The sequence below is a fragment of the Candidatus Eremiobacteraceae bacterium genome (genome assembly GCA_035295225.1).
Lineage (GTDB): Bacteria > Vulcanimicrobiota > Vulcanimicrobiia > Eremiobacterales > Eremiobacteraceae > JABCYQ01.
The window spans coordinates 1-19,554 of sequence record DATGJI010000050.1 but is presented as its reverse complement, the minus strand read 5'-3'; the positions used below and the strand labels follow the sequence as shown (position 1 = coordinate 19,554).

Sequence of the window (19,554 nt, the reverse complement as noted above, 5' to 3'; positions counted from 1 at the left end):
CTTCACCCTGATCGAGTTGATGATCGTCATCGCGATCATCGCGATCTTGGCAGCCATCCTGATCCCGAACTTCATCCATGCGCGCGCCGAATCGCAGACCGCGGCGTGCGAAGGCAACGAGAAGCAGATCGCAACGGCGATGGAAGAGTATGCTGTTGACAACAACGGCACGTACACGACCACGCTGCCTTCGCTGTATCTCGCAGTGACGCCGAAAGATCCGGTCAATAACGCCGCTTACGTCATCACTGCGCCGGCCGGTGGTAACTCCACCTACGGCTCATACGAAGTCCAAGACACAGGCGGACACGATCGGACCACGATGGGCAACCTGAACAAAGCCGGCGTGAAGTGCACCACCTGTACCACGGTGCAGTACTACCAGAACCAAGGTCTGAACGGCAATTAACGTGACGCGCGTCGCAGTTCGCGACGCGCGGAATAGTCGAGGCCGACCAAGGGCATTGGATTAGATAACCATGACCAAACAGAACAAAGCACACCTGAGAGGCGGGCGACCGCGCGGATTCACCCTCATCGAGCTGATGATCGTCATCGCGATCATCGCGATTTTAGCGGCGATCCTCATCCCCAATTTTGCGCATGCCCGTGCGGAGTCGATCACGTCAGCCTGCGAGGATAACTTGAAATCGCTTTCCACCGCAATGGAAGAATATGCGGTGGACAACACCGGCCAGTACACCTCGTCGCTGCCGACCACGTATCTCAAATACATGCCGACGGATCCCGCGAACAGCCTCGGCTACACCATCACGGCCACGAGCGGTGCGTACGGATCGTATGAGATCCAGGACGCCGGCGGACACGACTCGACGACGATGGGGAACCTGACGACGTCGGGCGGCGTCAAGTGCACGACCTGCACCGGCATCGAATGGTACCAAAACCGCGGCCTGACCGGCTACTAGTGGCGACCCGCGCAATCGAAGCTGCGTGAGTGCGCTGCCCGCGATCATCGCGGCGATATACGGACTTTTCTTCGGGTCGTTTCTCAACGTCGTCATCTATCGAGCGCCGCGCGGCGAATCCGTCGCGTTCCCGGCGTCGCACTGTCCGTCGTGCGGCCATGCGCTGCGTGCCTGGGAGAACATCCCGCTCTTATCCTGGCTGGCTTTGCGCGGACGCTGCGCGCACTGTTCGGCGCCGATCTCCGCGCGATATCCGACGGTTGAGGCGATGACCGCAGCGCTCTTCGCGCTGACCGCTATCGTATACGGCGTGACGTGGGAAGGCGCGGCGGTCGCCGTGCTCGCGGCGACGCTCGTGGCAGTCGTGTTCATCGACCTCGATCATCTCTTGATCCTCGATGTCGTGCTCGTGCCGGCCGCGGTTGTAGGCATTGCGAGCGCGATCGCATCTGCTGCGACGCACGGACCGCGCATCGGCGAGGCGCTGTTAGGGTGCGCGGTTTGCGCCGCGATCTTCGGTGTGCTCTATCTCGCCACGCGCGGCGCGGGCATGGGCTTGGGCGACGTGAAGCTCGCCGCCGTCATCGGACTGTATCTCGGCATGCAGCTCGGCGTGGCCGCGTCGCTCGCGGCATTCGTCGTGGGCAGCATACTGCTCGTGCCCGCCCTCGTCGTCGGCGGGCGGCGCAGACGCGATGCAGTGCCATTCGGGCCGTTCCTCGTGATCGCGGCGCTCGCCGCGCTGTACGTGCCGGACGTCATCGCGTGGCCCTTTCATCTAGCCCGCCTTCCCTTCGGGACATAAGCAGGTTTGATGTAGGGCGGGCCTTCATGGCCCGCCGGCGGACCGTAAAGGTCCGCCCTACATCGCGATCAGGCCGATTGGGGGCTGGTCTTTACAACGCGACGCCGACTGCCGATACATGGTAGTGTGAGCGATCTTGACGTTGCTCGCGCTGTTCGCTCGCCCCAAAAGGACTGACAGAGGCCGTGCAACACATTCCCGAACGTCATATCGACGCCGTGCTCTTGAAAAAGGTTCCGCTGTTCGCAGAATTCAGCGATGCGGATCTCGGCGCAGTGGCTTCGCTTGCTCAGACGAGGCGTTACGCCAAACACGCCGTCCTCGTCTATGAGGGCGATCCAGGCGACGCGCTGTTCATCGTGATCGCCGGCAATGTCGCCGTCACGCGCGTCAGCAATGACGGCAAAGAGACGATTCTCTCGATCCTCAAAGAAGGCGACTTCTTCGGCGAGATGGGCGTGCTCGATGCGTCGCCGCGTTCGGCCACCATCAAAGCGCTGCGCGACGTCGAAGTCGCGATCCTCGCTCGCAAAGAGTTCCTCGACCTGCTCGTCAAGAGCCCGCATATGAGCCTGAGCCTCGTGCTAGCGCTCTCATCGCGCTTACGCGCCACCAATCAGGCGATACAGGCCGCAGCGTATCAGGACATCCGCACACGCCTTGCATCGCTGCTCATCAACCTCGAGAAAAATTTTGGTGAGGCATCCGATGCCGGCGTCCGGCTGACGCTGCGACTGACGAACCAAGAAATGGCCAACATGATCGGCACGACGCGCGAGACCGTGAACCGCATGCTCAACCGCTTCTGGGATGAGAAACTCATCGACATGCGCACGGCGAACATCGTGATCTCCGATCACGATCGCCTCCAGGCGATACTCAACTGACCCCCGACACAGCCGATCCGGCTCTAGCGCTACGAAATGCGCGAGAGGTGGGGCGAGCGATGCTCGCCCTTCTACAGGCGTCCCCGCCGGTGGAACCCGATCACGGTACCCTCATATGCGACCGAATGTGCGTTCTAAGGTCCGTCCCGCCGTTGCCGATACATAGCATGAAGAGTGACCCCCGCTCGGCTTTTTGTTTTGCCCTCGGAGCTCACGAAAGAGAACAGGCCGACCAATGGCGTTTCTGAATAGATTTTTCTCGCGAGGTTCGCAATCGTTTGTCGGCATCGATTTCGGTTCGTACGAACTGAAGGCGGTTCAGTTCACGATGACGCCGCGCGGCCCGCAACTCGAGCACGTGTATAAGATCGCCACCCCGGCCAACGCGCTGAAAGACGGCGTGGTCGTCGATCCGCCGCTCGTGGGTGAGGCGCTCCGGCAGCTCATCGCCGAGGGCGCGATCAGCGCGCGCCGCACGGTGAGCGCTGTCGCCGGCCCGTCAGTCGTCGTGCGTCAAGTGAGCATGCCTCACATGAACGAACGCGAGCTGCGCGAGTCCACGAAATACGAAGCCGAACGTTTTCTGCCGTACTCGGTCGACGAAGCGCAGATCGACGCAAAGATCCTCGGCACGGCGGAAGACGGCCAGAGCATGGACGTCTTGATCGTCGCCGCGCAAAAAGATCTCGTCATGTCGCAAGTCAGCGCGCTGCAGTTCGCCGGCCTGACACCGGCGGTCATAGAAGTCGAGCCGTTCTCGATGGTGCGCGCGATGCTGACTCCCGAGAGCCCGCAGTACGAACAGAACATCGCGATCATCAACATCGGCGCCGCATCCACGAGCATAAACGTCACGAAGGGCGGCTTCGTGCCGTTCACGCGAAACGTGCCGATCGGCGGCAACGGCATGACGAAGGCGATCGCGACCGGCCTGAACGTCTCCGTGGATGAGGCCGAAAAGATGAAGCGCGAGAAGGCGGCGATACTTTCTCAACGCGACGACCAGCCGGTCGCGCCGACGGTCACGAGAATCTTCAACGTGATCACCCCGCCGCTCACCGAGCTCGTCACCGAGATCCACAAGTCACTCGACTATTTCAGGACGCGCTTCCGCGGCGAGACGATCGAAGCGGTGTTGCTGGGCGGTGGAACCGCTCGGTTGACCAACCTCGATGCGTATCTGAGCCACGAGCTCGGACTTCCCGTCTCCGTGGCCAACCCGCTCGAGATAAGCGCATACAATCCCGCCGATTTCCCGGCCGACTATCTCAAGGAGATCGGGCCGTCTCTCATCGTCGCAGCCGGGCTCGGGCGCCGCGACCTCGTGCCCGAAGCGGGCCGCGTGGCGGTGTCGGCATGAGCACAGACAAGACGGACTCGAGGGCACGAGCATGATCAACATCAACCTGCTTCCGAGCGCACAACGCAAGCCGATCGTCGTTTTCGATCGCGGCATGGCGGTCGGGCTGATCATCATCGTCGCCGAGATCCTTGCGATCATCGGATTCTCGTGGTGGATGAACAACCAGATCGCGGATATCAACACAAAGATCGACGCCGAGACGCAAAGGGTCGCGGTCGAGCAGGCGCAGGTCAAAGAAGTCGACGACCTGCGCGACGAAGTCACGCAGCTGCAAGCCAAGGCAGAATTGCTCGAGCGCATCAAGCAGAGCCCGATACAGCTCGCTGAGGTGCTCAAGGCGCTTGGGCAAGTGACGCCCGGCGGCGTTTGGTACACGAACGTCGGCGTGACGCACGAAGGCGATGGCGGTTCGGTCGCGCTCACGGGCAAGACCACCACGTACCGCGAGATCGCGGACCTCATGCTGAATCTCGACGCGTCGGACATGTTCGGCGACGCGACACTTTCGAACAGCTCGACTGAGTTGGGCAGAAATCTGAGCGCGGGCGGCAACGTGACGTTCACGATGACCGGTCAGCTCTCGCCGGCGGTGATCGGACAATGAACTTCCAACTAACGCCGTTCAATCGGAACATCATCCTCGCCGCGATCATCGTCGTCATCGCGTTCATCGCGTACTTCTCGACCTACCAGCCGAAGAACAACGAGCTGACGGCCGACCGCGCGCATCTGACGCAACTCACGCAGAACTACGACGATCTAAAACGCGTGGCGGACCAGAAGCCGGAATATTTGGCCCTCGAGCACCAGATCCAATCGCGCTTGAGCGGCGTCGAGCTGACAGCGGACACGCGCGCCTACATCCCATCATATTTGAAACAGATCGAAGCGCTCGCGACCCACGACGGCCTGATCGTCACGGCGGTCGTGCCGCAACCGCTGCCGACGCCCACCGGCGGGGCCACGGCCGCGCCGGCCGCTAATGCGGGCGGTCCGCAAGCGGTCGGTAACGCCATTCCGGCGATCGGGGCCGCGGCCCGCGTTGCCGGCGCGTCGAACGGCGAGAGTCAGCAGATCAACGCCACTGCCGCGCAGACGGGCGAGGCGGGCCCGCAGGGTCAGCCGCAAAACGGCACGCCGGCGCCCACCACGGTTGGCGCCGCGACGGGCACGGGAGTGGCTTCGACCACACTTGCCGCCGGTGCGAAGCCCGGTCCGTCGGCAACCCCGAGCGCGCGTCAGAACGCGATCGTGTATGTGAATCAGTCGTTCCAGGTGGTGCCCGTGAACATGGAGTTGTCGGGCACCTACGCGGACCTCCAGACGTTCTTGCGCGACCTGAACAAATTTCCCAAGCTCATCGAGGTGGGCGACGTGACCCTGACGCCGTCGCTGCAGGCCGTCGTAGGCGAAACACCCAGTCTGCACATCGTACTGCCGATCAAAGCGTATCGCCTGACCGCCGGCCAGCCGGTGACACCGCAGACGAACGCCGCGCCGGCGCCGGGCAACGGAGGATAAGCGCCGTGAATTCGTTCGCTCGCGGGATGTCGGTTTTGGTTCTCGGCGCGATCGCCGCGGCTTGTTCGAGCGGTCCGCCGCCCGACCAAGGTCCGGTGACGCCCGCGGTCTCGCAGGCCGAGCTCACGCAGACGCCGCCGCCGGCGCAATCCACACCGGTGCCGGTTCTCTATGCAAAGCCGTTGCCGGGAACGGGCCGTTCGGATCCATTCGTCGCGCTGTACGCGCCTGGCGGATCCGCACCGGCAAAGGCAGTCGCGGTGAGCACGTTCCCGCACATCCCAACGCTGCCCGGTTTTGAGGGTGCTCCGAAAACCTCGATCTGGGACGGCATCCAAGTGACGGGCATCGTGCGCGATGGCGGCTACACCGCTATCATCACAGCGGATGGATCGTCGTACATCGTTCACGCCGGTGACTACGTCGCGAATAAGTTTCGCGTTGTCGCCATCGATTCCGACTCGGTAACGCTCGCAACAGACAAAGAAGAGCGTCACTTCTCGCTAGGGGGTTAAGGACAATGCATCGGCATCTTCGGTCGGCGGTCGCGGGGTTACTCGCAAGCGTGTTCGGCTTGAGCGCGGGAATCGCGGCAACGCCGGCCGTGAGCGCAGGACCAAACCCGGTTACCGACGTCGCTTATGGAAAGCAGGCCGGTTCGTTCACCGTCGTCGTCTCGGCGGCGAAGAGCGTGACCGCGCATGTCCAGCGATTCTCGGTAGACACGAAAGCCGGACTTGAGGATCTCGTCGTGGATCTCTCGCCGGCGTCGTACGGCGGTCAGACCAAAGTCGTCGGATTCTCCGGGGGCTCGATCCGCCAGGTCCGCGTCGGCCAGTTCTCGACTTCGCCGGCCGTGATGCGCATCGTCGTGGAATCCCGCGGCGACGCCCGCTACGATCTTCAGGGCGCCGGTGGCGCGAAGACCGTGACGCTTGCGCTTCGCACCGATCAAGTCGCGTACAACGTTCCCGCGTCGCAGGCACAGGCACAACCGCAGACGCAACCGGCGGCTGCGAAGCCTGCCGCGGCCAAGCCGACCACGCCGAAAGCTATGCCCGCCAAAGTGGTGGCGAGCGTTGCTGCCCCGGCAAAACCTGCGGCGCAAAAAGCGGCCGCGGTGAAGCCGGTCGTGCAGAAGCCCGCGCCGCAAAAGCCTGCCGTGACGAAACCCGCCGCGCAGAAGCCGACCGTCGCGAAACCCGCGCCTGCGCGCGTCGCAGCGCCGCGAGTGGTAGCAGCGGCTGCGCCCGCGCCGCATCCGGCCGCGACGCAAAATCCGTGGCTGCCGGGCGGAAAGTTCTACTGCAAGGTACCCGGTCGCATGCACGCTTCGGCAGCGGTGCCCGCGCGGGCAGCCGCCGCGTCGAACGAGTCGGCGCCTTCGATGCCCACGCAGTACGGCAGCGCGCGCACGATCAGCATCTCGGTGAAGAACGCTGATATCCTCGACGTCCTTAAACTGCTCGCCAACGAGAGCGGTCAGAACATCGTCGCCACGCAGAACGTGCACGGCACGGTCACAGTGGACCTGTCCGATGTGCCGCTCAAGACGGCGCTCGATCTCATCGTGCGTTCGAGCGGTCTGGACTACCGGCAAGTCGGCAACGTGTATGTCGTCGGAACGCCGGCCGACCTCGCCGCCGAATTCGGACAGGCAGGTCAAGTCGCGTCGCAGCAGGTCGCGTTCCCGATCAAGTATGCAACGCCGGCCGACCTCGCCAAGCAGCTCGCCACCGTGATTCCGGCGAGCAGCTTCTCGATCGACGCGCGTACGGACACGCTGCTCGTGAGCGGCACGCCGGACATCATCCAATCCGCTCGGAACTACCTCGCGCTCGCCGACATCCCGGCGCCGCAGGTCGTATTCGAAGTCAAAGTCGTCGACATCACCTCGAACAACGACACGAACAATTCGGGCATCCAGTGGACGGGCACGTCGCCGTTCGACCTGTTCGAGAACTGCATCGGCTGCCCGCCGGGCTCGATCTTCGGCCAGCAGGTCTATAGCGGCAACCCGATCAACCCGCAGCCCTTCACCCGTAACGCTATATTCCTGCAGGGCAAGCTGAACTACCTGATCACGCGCAACGAGGCGCAGCTGCTTGCCAATCCGCGCATCTCGGCTCTTGATAACCAACCGGCAAGCTTGCTGGTCGGCACGCAATACCCGATCGTGTACTTCGATCCGAAGGCGGGCAACTTCCAAGTGAACTACGTCGACATCGGCGTGAAGATCAACATCACTCCGGTGATCAACTCCGACGGCTACATCACGACGCAGCTGCATGCCGAGCGCAGCACGATCACGGGACTCGTGCAGACGTTCCCGATCCTGGACCAGCGCGAAGCCGACTCGACGCTTCGCGTGAAAGACGGCGACACGATCGTCCTCGGCGGAATGCTCGATGACGAGACGACGAAGTCGCTCGCGAAGATCCCGGTGCTGGGCGACATTCCGATCTTCGGCGCGCTCTTCCGGAACATCCAGACGAGCAAGCTGCACAACGAGGTTGTCTTCCTCATCACCCCGCACATCGTCGCGGAGAAGTAGCAAGAAACGCTTCTCCTTCGGTGAACTACGATGCCCGCAGGCGCTTGTCGCCCGCGGGCATCTTCACACTCGAGCCGATGGCGTTAGGCGACTTGCATGATCCGGTATCTGACCGCGGGTGAATCGCACGGCCCTGCGCTGGTCGGCATCGTCGACGGACTGCCGGCCGGGATGCGACTCGATGTACCGGCGATCCAAGCCGAGTTGAAACGGCGTCAGGGCGGCCACGGACGCGGGCGCCGGATGCAAATCGAGTCGGATGAGGTCGAGTTCTTGAGCGGCGTGCGCGGGGGCGAGACCTTGGGCTCGCCGGTTGCGCTCTACGTGCGCAACCGCGACTTCGAGAATGTCCGCAACATCATGGACCCGATGACGGGCGCGGGGCCGCCGATCACCCGGCCGCGGCCTGGTCATGCGGATTTCGCGGGCGCTCTGAAATACCGTCATCGCGATCTGCGAAACGTCTTGGAGCGCGCGAGTGCGCGCGAAACGGCCATGCGCGTCGCCGTCGGAGCGTTATGCCGGCAATACCTCGCGCTCGTCGGCATACGCGTCTCGGGCCGAGTCGTTCGGATCGGCGACGTCGCATCGCGCCAGTTCGACCGGGCACCTGGCCCTGACGTCGAGGACTCCCCGGTGCGCTGCGACGACGACGCGGCCAGTGCGGCCATGGTCGAGGCGATAGACAAGGCGAAGGAAGACGGCGACACGCTGGGGGGAGCCTTCGAAGTTCGAGCAGCGGGAATGCCCGTGGGAATCGGCGGCAACCGTCAACCCGCCGACCGCCTCGATGCGCGGATCGCGGGAGCGCTCATGAGCATTCAGACGGTGAAAGCCGTGGAAATAGGCAGTGGGAGTTTTGGCGGGGCGTTCACGGGAAGCACGGCGCACGATACGTTCGAACCCGGTCAGGATGGTCCGGCGCGCGGGTCCAACCGCGCTGGTGGGATCGAGGGCGGCATGTCAAACGGACAGGATGTCGTGGCATACGTGCGAGTGAAGCCGATCGCCACGTTGATGCGTCCCTTGGCTTCTGTCGACCTCGTGACCGGGGCGCGCGCGCCGGCCACGATCGTGCGCAGCGACGTCTGCGCGGTACCTGCGGCATCGGTGATCGGCGAGGCGATGCTCTGCATCGCCCTTGCTGAAGCGGTCTCTGAGAAGTACGGCAGTGATTCGGTTGAGGAACTCACAGCGCACTTCGCAGCATCCGAACGCGGTGCGAGAGCGCTCTTCTCGGTGCTGCACCCGCCCGCCGGCAACGATTAGGGCCCGGGGCGGTGTGCGCTGCGTCACAAACAGTCTGTCGCATGGTGCCTTGACGCAGCCGCGGCCCGGGTAGCGAAAGCCACGCCGATACAATCAAAAGGAGTGTTGAAACGCCCTGCCTGCCGGAAGAGATCCGGTTGGCTAGGCGATTGACACTGTGCGCATTGCTAAGGTATGTCGAGTAGAGAATCTGTGAGCGGTGGCTAAGTCGAGCGGGGATAGTTCCAAGAAGGCTGCAGATCCGGCTGCGGACGTGCTCGCGCGCGCCAAAGCGAAAGTCGAGTCGAAGGATAGCCCCGGCGCGATCGCCGTCTTAGGCGAACTGTCGGCGATCACCGATTGCTCGTCGGAATCGAAACTCGAGGCAGCCGGACTCTACGCGGCCGTCGGCGCGAAAGAAGCCGCCGTCGCCGCGTACTTGGCCGCCGGCAGCGGCTTCCTCTACGACGACGCCGACATGACGCGCGCTCGGCAGGCCTTCGCCGCTGCGTACGAACTCGAGCCGACGAGCGTCGACGTATTGTTCCAGCTCGGGCAAGCGGACGTCGTCGAAGGGCGCACCCAAGACGCGTTGGCGAAATTCATCGACGTTCTGCGCCGCTCGAACTTGAAGCACTTGCCGGCGTTGTTCGAAGCGGGCTGCATCTATCAAGCCAACGGTCAGCACGACCAAGCGATCCTCGCCTTCAAGAAAGTGCTCGACAAGGAAAAGGGTCACGTCCAGGCTCTCGTGCACATGGGCCAGCTGCACCAGACGAAGGGCATGGTGCCTGAAGCGCTCGGTTACTACGTGCAAGCGGCGGACATCGCGCGCGAGCACGGGCAGGTCGGCACCGCGCGTCAGATGCTGAACATGGTGCTCGCCCTGGACAGCGGGAATCAAAAAGCGCGCTTCATGCTCGACGATCTCGACGAGCACGATAGCGACGATGTCGAAACCGGAGCGGCTGAGGACGCGGCGGCGCCTCCCGTTGCACCAAAGCCCGCAAAAACCGCGGCGCCGCTGCCGCGGCAGGTCCAGCCCTCTCGCGCAGCTTCGACCGCGGAACCGGAGAAAGCGCCGGTGACCCCCGCCGCGGCTCACAGCGCTCCCGCGGCGACGCAGGCGGAGGATACCGCAGCCGCCGAGCGACGCGATAGTCTTAAGGAAGAGATCGATTCCCTCGCGGCCGCGAGAGAAAACCTCGAAGCAGAGCTGCGACGCATGCAGAGCGAGGTCGACAAGGCCAAACTCCGCGACTCGGACCTCGTGCAGTCCGCCGACAAAGAACGCGCGGAATTGAAGACCGAGCTCGCCGAACTGGCCGGACAACGTCTCACCACCGAACTCGAGTTGGAGTCGGTGAAGTCGGCGATCGAAGAGCTGCGCGCCGAGCGCGAAAAAGCGGAAGCGGAAGTCGCGGCGCTGCGCTTGCAATCGGATGCGGCGTCGTCGGCGAAAGCCGCACAAGAAGCGGCTGCGCAAGCATTTGAAGCGGAACGCGCCCGGGCGAAGGCGGCACAGGAGGCCGCTGCACAAGCCTTTGAGGCGGAACGCGCTCGGGCGAAAGCGGCCCAGGAGGCTGCTGCACAAGCCTTTGAGGCGGAACGAGCGCAGGCAAGAGCCGCGCAAGAAGCTGCTGCACAAGCCTTTGAAGCAGAACGCGCTCTAGCGAGAGCGGAAGTGGAATCGCTCGTGGCACGCCGCGACGAAGCGGCGCGAGCCCGTGCGGAACAGGAAGCCGCGCTGGCGGAGATCGATGCGAAGCGCGCCGCCGCCAAGGCGGAGATGGAGATGCTGCTCGCTCAAAAGGCTGCGGCCGAAGCGGCGATCGCAAAAGCGCACGAGAAGAGCGGACAAGTCGTCAAGGCCAAGGCGGAGGTCGAAGCGACGATCGCCGACCTGAGCGCACAGCAAGATGCTGCGGCGAAAGCAAAGGCCGCAGAAGAACTCGCCCTCGCCGGGCTCGAAGCGCGGCACGCGCGCGCCCAAGCCGAACTCGACGCGCTGCTCGAGAAAAAGGCGGCTGCCGAGAAGGCCGTCGCTGAGAAGACGGCTGTCGAAGCCAAGGTCGCGAAGACGAGCGCCGGCCACGAACAGTCGGTCAAGAAGCTCGTCACCGAACGAGACAAACTCACGCACGAAGTCGAGACCCTTCGAGCGCAGCGTGATGCCGCTGATAAGGCATTGCTCGAACTGCGCGCTGAGGAAGACAAGAGCGCGCGCCAGAAAGCTGCCAAAGAAGCGGCGATCAAGGAAGATCTCCAAACAGCACGGTCGGAACTGGCCGCGACCGAAGCCAAGAAGCGTGAACTCGACGAAGCGTATGCGAAGTCGAAGTCTATCGCGGCAGCGGCGGAGCAGAAACGCCTCGAGGCGATGGCGGCGGCCGAGCAGGCCGAGGCGCTGCGCGCGAAGCGGGAAGCCGACGCCGAGGCGCTCGGGTTCAAACTCATCGCCCTGGAAGCGGCGCTCAAAGAGGCGGACGGCAAGACCAAACTTATCGCCGGGGAGTCAGCGCTTCTCGAAGAGCTATCGGCCAAAGTCGGCGCGCAGCGCGCGGCGCTCTTAGAATTGCAAGCGGCACGAGCGGAGGCGGAAGCTTCCTTGGCCGTGCTGCGTCTTGAGATCGAGCAGGCCCAGCGCGAACTCGCCGAGCTTCGCACGGCCGTCGACAGCGAAGTACGCCGCGAACCGGCACAGCAAGGCGGATACGCGGAAGCCGTCGTCGGGATGGTGCCGCCGGAAGCCTGCGGCGATGCGCTTCGCACGATCGAAGGGCTTGCGGCCGAAGGTGAGATTCCGTTCGACATCGCGGCCGAACTCGCCGGCCTCATCCACGAAGGCCGCGCCATCGAAGCGCTGCGAGTCGCGCGCGCGCGCGCAAACGTGGCGGCTCTGCCGGCAGCGTTCCTGTTGGTGGTCGGCGACCTTTCACGCGATCTCGGCGACGTCGAACGCGCTCGCGATGCCTATCGCACCCTTGCCGAAGCGGACGAAAAGAAGGCCGCTGTGGCGCATGCGCGGCTCGGCGAACTCTTCCTGACGTTCGCGGACCAGAGCACCGCAGCCGCACTGCAGCGCGACGATGCGCATTTCGCATCCGAGAAAGAGCCGGCAAAGGCGCTGGATACCTATGCCGATCTCGTCGCGCGCTTCCCAGACGATCCGCAATTCCGTGAAGAACTGGGTGCGCTGCACGAAAAACTCGGCAACACTGTCGCGGCCGGCGTCGCCTACCGCACCGCGATGACGCTGTACTTGGGCAGCGATGACTACGCGCGCGCGAACGAACTCACACCGCGCCTTCTCGCCGTCTGCCCGCAAGACGGCGGCGTGCTGGAACTGGCGGCGCGCGCCCAGGAGCGCAGCGGCCACGCGGCCGACGCCGCGCACACGCTTGATCTCGCGCTTGCATGTTACCGCGAGCAACATCGGGCATCGGACGTCGAGCGCGTCTGCCGCCGCTTGGCGGAGAGCGTCGAGAATCCGGTGCCGTACCGCAAAGAACTGGCCGGGCTGCTCGCCGGTGTCGGCGACGCGTCCGGGGCCGTCGAGCAGCTGCTTGAGGCCGCAGACACGCAGATCCGTTGGTCGCAAGGCCGGGAGGCGCTGACGTCGATCAAAGAGGCGGAAGCTCTCGCCAAAGACGACCCGCTGCTCGCCGAGCGGATCGCAACGGCCAAGAGCAAGGCCGCCGAGGCGGCAAAAGCGGTGGACGACGCGAGTCGCGGCGACCTGCTGCTGAGCAAGCATGAGTTTGAGAAGGCTGCCGACGCCTACCGCCGCGCGCTCGAAGAAAATCCGTATCACGCCGGAGCGGCGTACCAGCTCGCGTGCATCCTCACGGACCAGTTCCCGGACCTCGAAAAAGCGGAGTCCTTGCTCGAGACAGCTGCGACGCTGCGACCCGGTCATACGGCGACGCGCTACCGGCTCGCCGTCGTCAAGGCGGCGCGCGGGGAAATAGGCCAAGCGATCGAGCTGCTTGTCGCGCTTGCCAGATTCGACGAGGCGAACGCCGACCTCATCGAACAGTTCGTCGCGCGGCTGGAACGCGACGCCGACGGCGGCTCCCCGGCGGCGAAGTACACGTTGGGCATCGCCTATCGGGAACTCGGGCGGGTCGAAGAAGCGCTGGTCATCTTGCAATCCATCCAGCGCGAGCCGGAATTCGTCGTCCGCTGCCTCAACGCGATCGGTCTGTGCTTGCGCCGTCAGGGCCTCGATACCGCCGCCGCCAAGCGCTTCCAAAAGGCGATCGAGACGCCCGGCTTTCCGGAATCGCAGTACAACGACGCGCTCTACAATCTGGGCGATCTCTACGAAAGCAAGACCGATCCGGAATCGCTCGCACTTTCGCTGTCGTCCTTCGAAGAACTTTATGCGCGCGATTGCACGTATCGCGACGTCGCGGATAAGATCAGATCGGTGAAGGGCAAGATCGGCGCTGTGGACGGACCGAAAGTGAAGCGGTTGCCGACGCGCAGCGCTGAATCGAGCAGCTGATGAAGAGTTCTGACCCGCTTGCAAAAGCGGTTGAAGAAGCTGGAGTGCTCGAGCGCCTCGGCCGGCGCAACGATGCTCGTACGGTATTGGCGCGCGCGCTTTCGGGCGGGGGGAAGCGCGGACTATTCGGCCGCCCGAAAAAAGCCGCGCGCGGCGACGGCCACATCAACGCGGCGCGCCGGTTCGCCGCGATCTCGGCGGCTTCGGCCGGACCGGAGGACATCGAACTGCTCGCAGCGCTCGCTGCGGAGTATCCCGCGGACGCCATGATTCGCTGCGGCTATGCGGCATCGCTCGCCGCAAACGGAAAACGCGTGGAAGCCGTTGCTGAATACGAGGACTGGATCCGAGACAATCCCAACGACGGTTCCGCGCTTGCCGCTTTGGCAGCCGATTACGCGGCGCTCGGGCGGCGCGAAGAAGCATTGGAACGCTACGGGAGAGCGCTGGACGCGTTTTTGAACGATCGCGATGTTGAGGCAGCATGCGGTGCCGCGCGAGGGATCGCGTCGCTCTCGCCCGCTTCGATCGACGACGCGGCGCGCGTCGTGCACCTGGCGCGTGAGGGAGACCGCAGCAGCTTACCCACTGCGTTGGAGCGCTATGCGGTCTTGTGCCACGGCGAGGGCAAAATGGGCCAAGAGGCAGACGCGTGGCGAGAACTGGCAGAGCTGTGCCCCGAAAGAGCGGACGTCCGCCAAAAACTAGCCGGGGCATATACGCGCATCCTGGACGGCGATCCGCGCGACGAAGATGCATGGCGCGGCTTGGAGCGTACGGACCCGGGTCTGGCAAGCGAGCTGCACGTCATTCTCATGCCTGTCGACCCGTAAACGACGTCCCCTTCGATGGGAATCAGCTAAAGCTGGCGCGGGACACAGCCGACAATTCATATGTGATACCTCTTGCAGCCGGATGCGCGTCCGCGCATCGGCCCGCTTGCGTTGAGGCGAGCGCGTGAAACCGTACCGATCCAGGACGAGCACACCGGGTCAGATCACGATCACGGTGATCATCCTCGTGTTCCTTATTCTTTTCGGCGTGAGCTTCGTCTCGCACGAAGCGGCGGGCGAACCGATGATCCCGCCAAGGCTGGCCCAATTGGTGCACCGGCCGGACCCAACGCTTCCGGAAGGGATGACGTACGACTTCGAACTCCTCGATCCGGAGACCCAACGTCCGATGCCCATCCTCCCGGCGAGCGGCGCGGTGGAATTTCGATTTGCGGTCACCAACGACTCCGCGCTGCCGATGAAGCTGAATTTTCCATCCGAACTGCAATGCGAATTTGTGGCCCGGCGCGTCCACACGTATCTCGGCGGTCTGTTGGTCCTCCCGCTTGAGGTCTGGCGTTCATCGTACTTCCATAACATACGGCGCACTCCGACAACTCTACGCCTTGATCCCGGACAAACAGAAGTGTACGTCGCGGATTGGACGATCGATCCAGGCAGCACGCAAGTCCCGGCTGGAGAGTACCGGCTCGTCGCGAGCTTTTACGGCGTCGAAGAGACGCAGCCGCTGACCAAGCCATATTGACGGTACGCAACATGTGAAGGGGCCCACGCCAGTCGCCCGTTCAATGGCCCCGCGCATGACGCGGGCGGGTGAGGCGTGCGAGGCGAAATCCCCGCTCGATGCAGTTATGGCTCACCGGATTCATGGGTGCGGGGAAGTCCACCGCGGGCCGTAAAGTGGCCCGGATCGTCGGTTTTCCCTTCATCGATTGCGACGCAGAGCTCGAGCGCGAGCACGGCCCGATCGCGGCGATATTCAAAGAACTCGGTGAGGAGCGGTTTCGCGAACTCGAATCCGCGAAGATCGCGGAACTCGCGGGGTCGTCGAATACGATCCTTGCGGCGGGCGGGGGTGCGGTCTTGAATCCCGCCAACAGGAACCTGATGCGCAAGGACGGCGTGATCGTCTATCTCGCCATAAGTCCGGCCGGCGCGCTTGCGCGCGTCGCGCATAGGAATCATAGACCGATTCTTGGACCCGTCCCCGATCTCCAGACGATCTCGGCGGTGTTCGCACAGCGGGCGGCTGCATACGCCGACCATGATCTGCGAGTAGCCGTCGAAGGCAAAGCTCCGGCGGCGATCGCTCATATCATCGCGCGCTGGTTCCGTAGGCGCCTCGGCCTCGCGGCTGGCAAAGGGAAAGCGTGACGATGCGCATCGCGCCCTACGTGATATCGGGCGACGCTGCTGCCGACGTCGTGCGAGCCGTCCGCGCGGCAAAAGCTGACGGAGTCGCTCTGGTCTTCGATAAGCGAGTCGCGGGCCGAGCGTCGGAGATGACTGCGCGTCTCAGGCGAGCTGGTTTTCGAGTCATCTGCAGCCTCGGCGTCAGAGGAGGCGAGGGCATCAAGCGCTTGAGTTTTGTCAACCGCTTGTGCGATTATCTCGCGGCCTGCGCCGCGGAACGATCGTCCATTATCGTGGCCGTCGGCGGCGGGGCTGTGACCGATGCTGTCGGGTTCGCGGCGGCGACGTACATGCGCGGCATCTCGTGGATCGCCGTCGCGACGACCGTGCTCGGTATGGCCGATGCCGCCATAGGCGGCAAGACCGGCGTAGATGTCGCGCGCCGCAAGAATCTCGTCGGCGCGTTCTGGCAGCCCAGCGCCTCGATAGCAGACCTGCGAGCACTCGCAACGTTGCCTGTCATCCATCGCCGAACGGGAATGACCGAGATCATCAAAGCAGCGGTCATCGGAGACGCGCGGCTGCTCGAGATGTGCTCGACGTTCGACATCCGGTCCGACGGGACGGATTGGCGCGCGCTCATCGCGCGAGGCGCGGCCGTGAAGCTGCGAATCGCGGCGCGGGATCCGAAAGAACGCGGCGAGCGCGCCAAGCTGAACCTCGGTCACACGGTCGGTCACGCGCTCGAGAGCGCGAGCGCGTTTCGCATGAGCCACGGCGCGGCTGTCGCCATCGGCCTGCGGGCAGCCGGATTGCTCTCGATCTCGCGCGGATTGTGGCAACCGCACGACCACGCGCGCATGCTGCAAGCGCTCGCCTACGCGGGGCTGCCGCTTCATACGCCGATCGCGTCGTCGGCCGCCGCGTTCGCCGCGCTCAAATCGGACAAGAAGCGCGTCGCGGGAAGCAGCAGATTTGTCTTACCGACTTCCATCGGCAAGGTCATTCACGGAGTGACCGTTCGCGACGCAGCGGTTCGACGCATCATGTGCCGTTGTTCACGCCCGCCCGGACGCGACGAGCTCGAGGCGTGATCCTGCGCGGTTCCGTCGAGGTCGTGCTGGATGTGCAGAACGCGCGCTTCGCAGATACCTTCACGTATGCGGCGCCGCCCGACGGCGTCGCGCGCGGTGCGCACGTGCGGGTGCCGCTCGGCCGCCGTGAGATCTCCGGCTGGGTTGTGGGGCCGTCTGGCCCGGGTGCGCCGAGCGATCCGAAGCAGATCGGATCGGTTGACGAAGAGACGCCGTTACTGGACGAGAGCGCGATCGACATCGCGATCTGGCTGCGCCGCCGCTACGCTTGTACGCTGCGAGAGTCGCTGCTGACCGTACAGCCGCGGATCACGGCAGCATCCGCGCGCACGAAGTACGTCGTGTGCTCGACGCAGACCGTGTTGGACGGACTGGACGGCGAGCTTGCTCGCGCAGTGGGGGAGAAACCGTTCACGTTGGTCGGAGCAGTTCGCGCACTCAAAAGGAATGGACGCCGATACTCGCTCGCCGAGGTACGAAAGAACGTGGGCCGCTTGACGCGGGCCGGCGCGATTCGACCCCTTATTTCTGCACAGCGCGAACAGCGAACGCCGCGCGACCGCTGGAAATCGGTGCTCCTCGACGCGCGATGTGCGCGCGGCAGCGTACAGGCGCGCATCGCGCGCGTACTTGCCGAAGCCGGCGGAAGCATGCCGGCGTCCGAATTGCGATTGCGTGCCGGCGCCGACAGCAGCGCGCTCCGGCGAGCCGAACGTTCGGGCGTTTTGCGGCTCGAGGTCGCAGAGCCGGACTTGGCCGCGCTCTCCGAGCGCGGAGCACGAGCCGAAAAGAGCACTCCCGCACAAGCGGAGGCGATCGAGTCCCTCGACTCCCTCGCACGCGGCGGATTCAGCGTCGCACTGCTGCACGGCGTTACTGGTTCTGGTAAGACGCACGTGTATGCGCGGCTTATCGATAAAGTGCGCAAGAGGGGCGGCCGCGCAATCGTCCTCGTGCCGGAGATCGCTCTCACGCCGCAGACTTCGGGCCGCATCGCCGCTGCCTTTGGCGCGAGAGTCGGCGTGCTGCACAGCGGCCTCGCACAAGGCGAGCGCGACCGCATCTGGCAGGCGGCCAGCGCCGGCGCATTTGATCTCATCGTCGGGCCTCGTTCAGCCGTCTTCGCGCCGTTGCCCGACCTGAGGCTTATCGTCGTCGACGAAGAGCACGAGCCGTCCTACAAGCAGGACGTCGCGCCCCGTTACGACGCGCAGACCGTGGCGCGACGCCGGATGGAGCAGGCGAACGGCCTGTTGATCCTCGGGAGCGCAACGCCAAGCCTCGAGTCGTACGCCGCGGCGATGGCCGGCTCGATCAACTACGTGCGACTGAGCGAACGGGCGACGCGCGCGCCGCTACCGCCGGTCCAGATCGTCGACATGTCGGCTGAGACACAAGAACGCAAGCGCCGGCCGCTCGGGCCCACGATGATCGCAGCGATGCATGCGACACTCGGGCGAGGTGAGAAGGCGCTGTTGTTCGTCAACAGGCGCGGGTATGCGGGTCTGCTCCTGTGTCGCGCGTGCGGGTTTGCCCCTCGCTGCAAACGCTGCGCCGTGTCGCTCGTCGTGCATTCGGACGATCGTTCGCTGCGCTGTCACGTCTGCGGCGCGGCGTTCAAGATACCGGAGACGTGCCCGAAGTGCCATGCCCACGAACTTCGTCCGTTCGGCTTCGGCACGCAGCGCGTGGAAGAAGAAGTGCGCTCGTTCTTTCCCACCGCCGGCATCGTTCGCATGGACGCTGACACGACATCGACGCGCGGCGCGCATGGCAGACTGCTCGAACATTTTGGGGGCTCAGGCGACGTCCTCATCGGAACGCAGATGATCGCGAAGGGTCTCGATTTCCCAACCGTGACGTTGGTGGGTGTGGTATCTGCTGACGTCGATCTGCATCGGCCGGATTTTCGCGCCGCCGAACGGACGTTCCAGCTGTTGACCCAAGTGGCCGGTCGCGCCGGACGGGCTGCGCCCGGAAGCGCGGTGGTCGTGCAGACATATGCGCCGGATCATTACGCGATCCGGCACGCGGCATCGCACGACTACGAATCTTTCGCGGCGACGGAGCTTGCGATGCGGCGTGAATTGTCGTATCCGCCCTTTGGCCGGATCGCGTACATAGGCATCTCGGCAACGCTTCAACCCGCCGTCGAGCGAGCGGCGGCCGCTATGGCCGCGTTGCTGCAAACGTTCGCGCCGAACGTCGCTATACTCGGTCCGGCGCCGGATCCAATGCCAAAGGCGCGCGGCGAGTACCGGCTTCGCATCGCGTTGAAGACGCAGGACGAGGATGCATTGCTGGATGCGGCCGAGGCGGCGCGGGCTGCGCGGCTGAGCGACGACGTGCGCGTGACGGTCACCGTGGATCCGCGCTAATCGTGGGGCGGACCTCTACGCCGCCGGCGGACGATAAACGTCCGCCCTACATCCGAACCGGCGGACGATAAACGTCCGCCCTACATCCGAACCGGCGGACGATAAACGTCCGCCCTAC

The 19,554-nt window shown here is 64.4% G+C and carries 16 protein-coding genes; all 16 read left to right on the top strand.

The annotated features are described in order from the left end of the window. Positions 1 to 409, top strand: a 409-nt coding sequence (locus VKT51_08110) for a prepilin-type N-terminal cleavage/methylation domain-containing protein (protein ID HLJ84118.1), incomplete at its 5' end; no start/stop codon positions are given. A 70-nt stretch (positions 410 to 479) separates the two neighbouring features. After that, positions 480 to 929, top strand: a complete 450-nt coding sequence (locus VKT51_08105; protein ID HLJ84117.1) for a prepilin-type N-terminal cleavage/methylation domain-containing protein — start codon at positions 480 to 482, stop codon at positions 927 to 929. A gap of 25 nt (positions 930 to 954) precedes the next feature. Continuing rightward, positions 955 to 1,734 (top strand): prepilin peptidase, encoded by a 780-nt coding sequence (locus tag VKT51_08100; protein HLJ84116.1) that lies wholly within the window; start codon positions 955 to 957, stop codon positions 1,732 to 1,734. 185 nt (positions 1,735 to 1,919) lie between these two features. Next, the gene (locus tag VKT51_08095) at positions 1,920 to 2,621 is read left to right on the top strand and encodes a Crp/Fnr family transcriptional regulator (GenBank protein ID HLJ84115.1); all 702 of its coding nucleotides are present in this window, start codon (positions 1,920 to 1,922) and stop codon (positions 2,619 to 2,621) included. Between the two features lie 235 nt (positions 2,622 to 2,856). After that, on the top strand, positions 2,857 to 3,981 hold the full coding sequence (gene pilM / locus VKT51_08090) for a type IV pilus assembly protein PilM (protein HLJ84114.1): 1,125 nt from the start codon (positions 2,857 to 2,859) through the stop codon (positions 3,979 to 3,981). A 31-nt stretch (positions 3,982 to 4,012) separates the two neighbouring features. Continuing rightward, positions 4,013 to 4,588 (top strand): PilN domain-containing protein, encoded by a 576-nt coding sequence (locus VKT51_08085; GenBank protein ID HLJ84113.1) that lies wholly within the window; start codon positions 4,013 to 4,015, stop codon positions 4,586 to 4,588. Beyond that, positions 4,585 to 5,505: a type 4a pilus biogenesis protein PilO gene (gene pilO, locus VKT51_08080; GenBank protein HLJ84112.1), complete on the top strand. Its 921-nt coding sequence runs from the start codon at positions 4,585 to 4,587 to the stop codon at positions 5,503 to 5,505. Before VKT51_08085 ends, pilO begins: the two co-directional genes overlap by 4 nt. Before the next feature lie 5 nt (positions 5,506 to 5,510). Next, a complete protein-coding gene (locus VKT51_08075) occupies positions 5,511 to 6,020 on the top strand; it encodes a hypothetical protein (protein HLJ84111.1) in 510 nt (169 codons plus the stop codon). Positions 6,021 to 6,025: 5 nt separating this feature from the next. Further along, entirely contained in the window at positions 6,026 to 8,059 is a 2,034-nt protein-coding gene (locus tag VKT51_08070) for a secretin N-terminal domain-containing protein (protein HLJ84110.1), read from the top strand. Positions 8,060 to 8,155: 96 nt separating this feature from the next. Continuing rightward, on the top strand, positions 8,156 to 9,328 hold the full coding sequence (aroC, locus tag VKT51_08065) for a chorismate synthase (GenBank protein ID HLJ84109.1): 1,173 nt from the start codon (positions 8,156 to 8,158) through the stop codon (positions 9,326 to 9,328). A gap of 199 nt (positions 9,329 to 9,527) precedes the next feature. Beyond that, positions 9,528 to 13,817 carry a tetratricopeptide repeat protein gene (locus tag VKT51_08060; protein ID HLJ84108.1) on the top strand — a complete coding sequence of 1,430 codons (4,290 nt, stop codon included), beginning with the start codon at positions 9,528 to 9,530 and terminating at the stop codon, positions 13,815 to 13,817. Continuing rightward, positions 13,817 to 14,650 carry a hypothetical protein gene (locus tag VKT51_08055; GenBank protein HLJ84107.1) on the top strand — a complete coding sequence of 278 codons (834 nt, stop codon included), beginning with the start codon at positions 13,817 to 13,819 and terminating at the stop codon, positions 14,648 to 14,650. Before VKT51_08060 ends, VKT51_08055 begins: the two co-directional genes overlap by 1 nt. A 124-nt stretch (positions 14,651 to 14,774) precedes the next feature. Next, positions 14,775 to 15,356 (top strand): BsuPI-related putative proteinase inhibitor, encoded by a 582-nt coding sequence (locus tag VKT51_08050; protein HLJ84106.1) that lies wholly within the window; start codon positions 14,775 to 14,777, stop codon positions 15,354 to 15,356. A 98-nt stretch (positions 15,357 to 15,454) separates the two neighbouring features. Then, entirely contained in the window at positions 15,455 to 15,985 is a 531-nt protein-coding gene (locus VKT51_08045; protein ID HLJ84105.1) for a shikimate kinase, read from the top strand. A gap of 2 nt (positions 15,986 to 15,987) precedes the next feature. Further along, entirely contained in the window at positions 15,988 to 17,058 is a 1,071-nt protein-coding gene (locus VKT51_08040; GenBank protein ID HLJ84104.1) for a 3-dehydroquinate synthase family protein, read from the top strand. After that, positions 17,055 to 19,436, top strand: a complete 2,382-nt coding sequence (gene priA, locus VKT51_08035) for a primosomal protein N' (protein ID HLJ84103.1) — start codon at positions 17,055 to 17,057, stop codon at positions 19,434 to 19,436. Before VKT51_08040 ends, priA begins: the two co-directional genes overlap by 4 nt. Positions 19,437 to 19,554 lie beyond the last annotated feature (118 nt).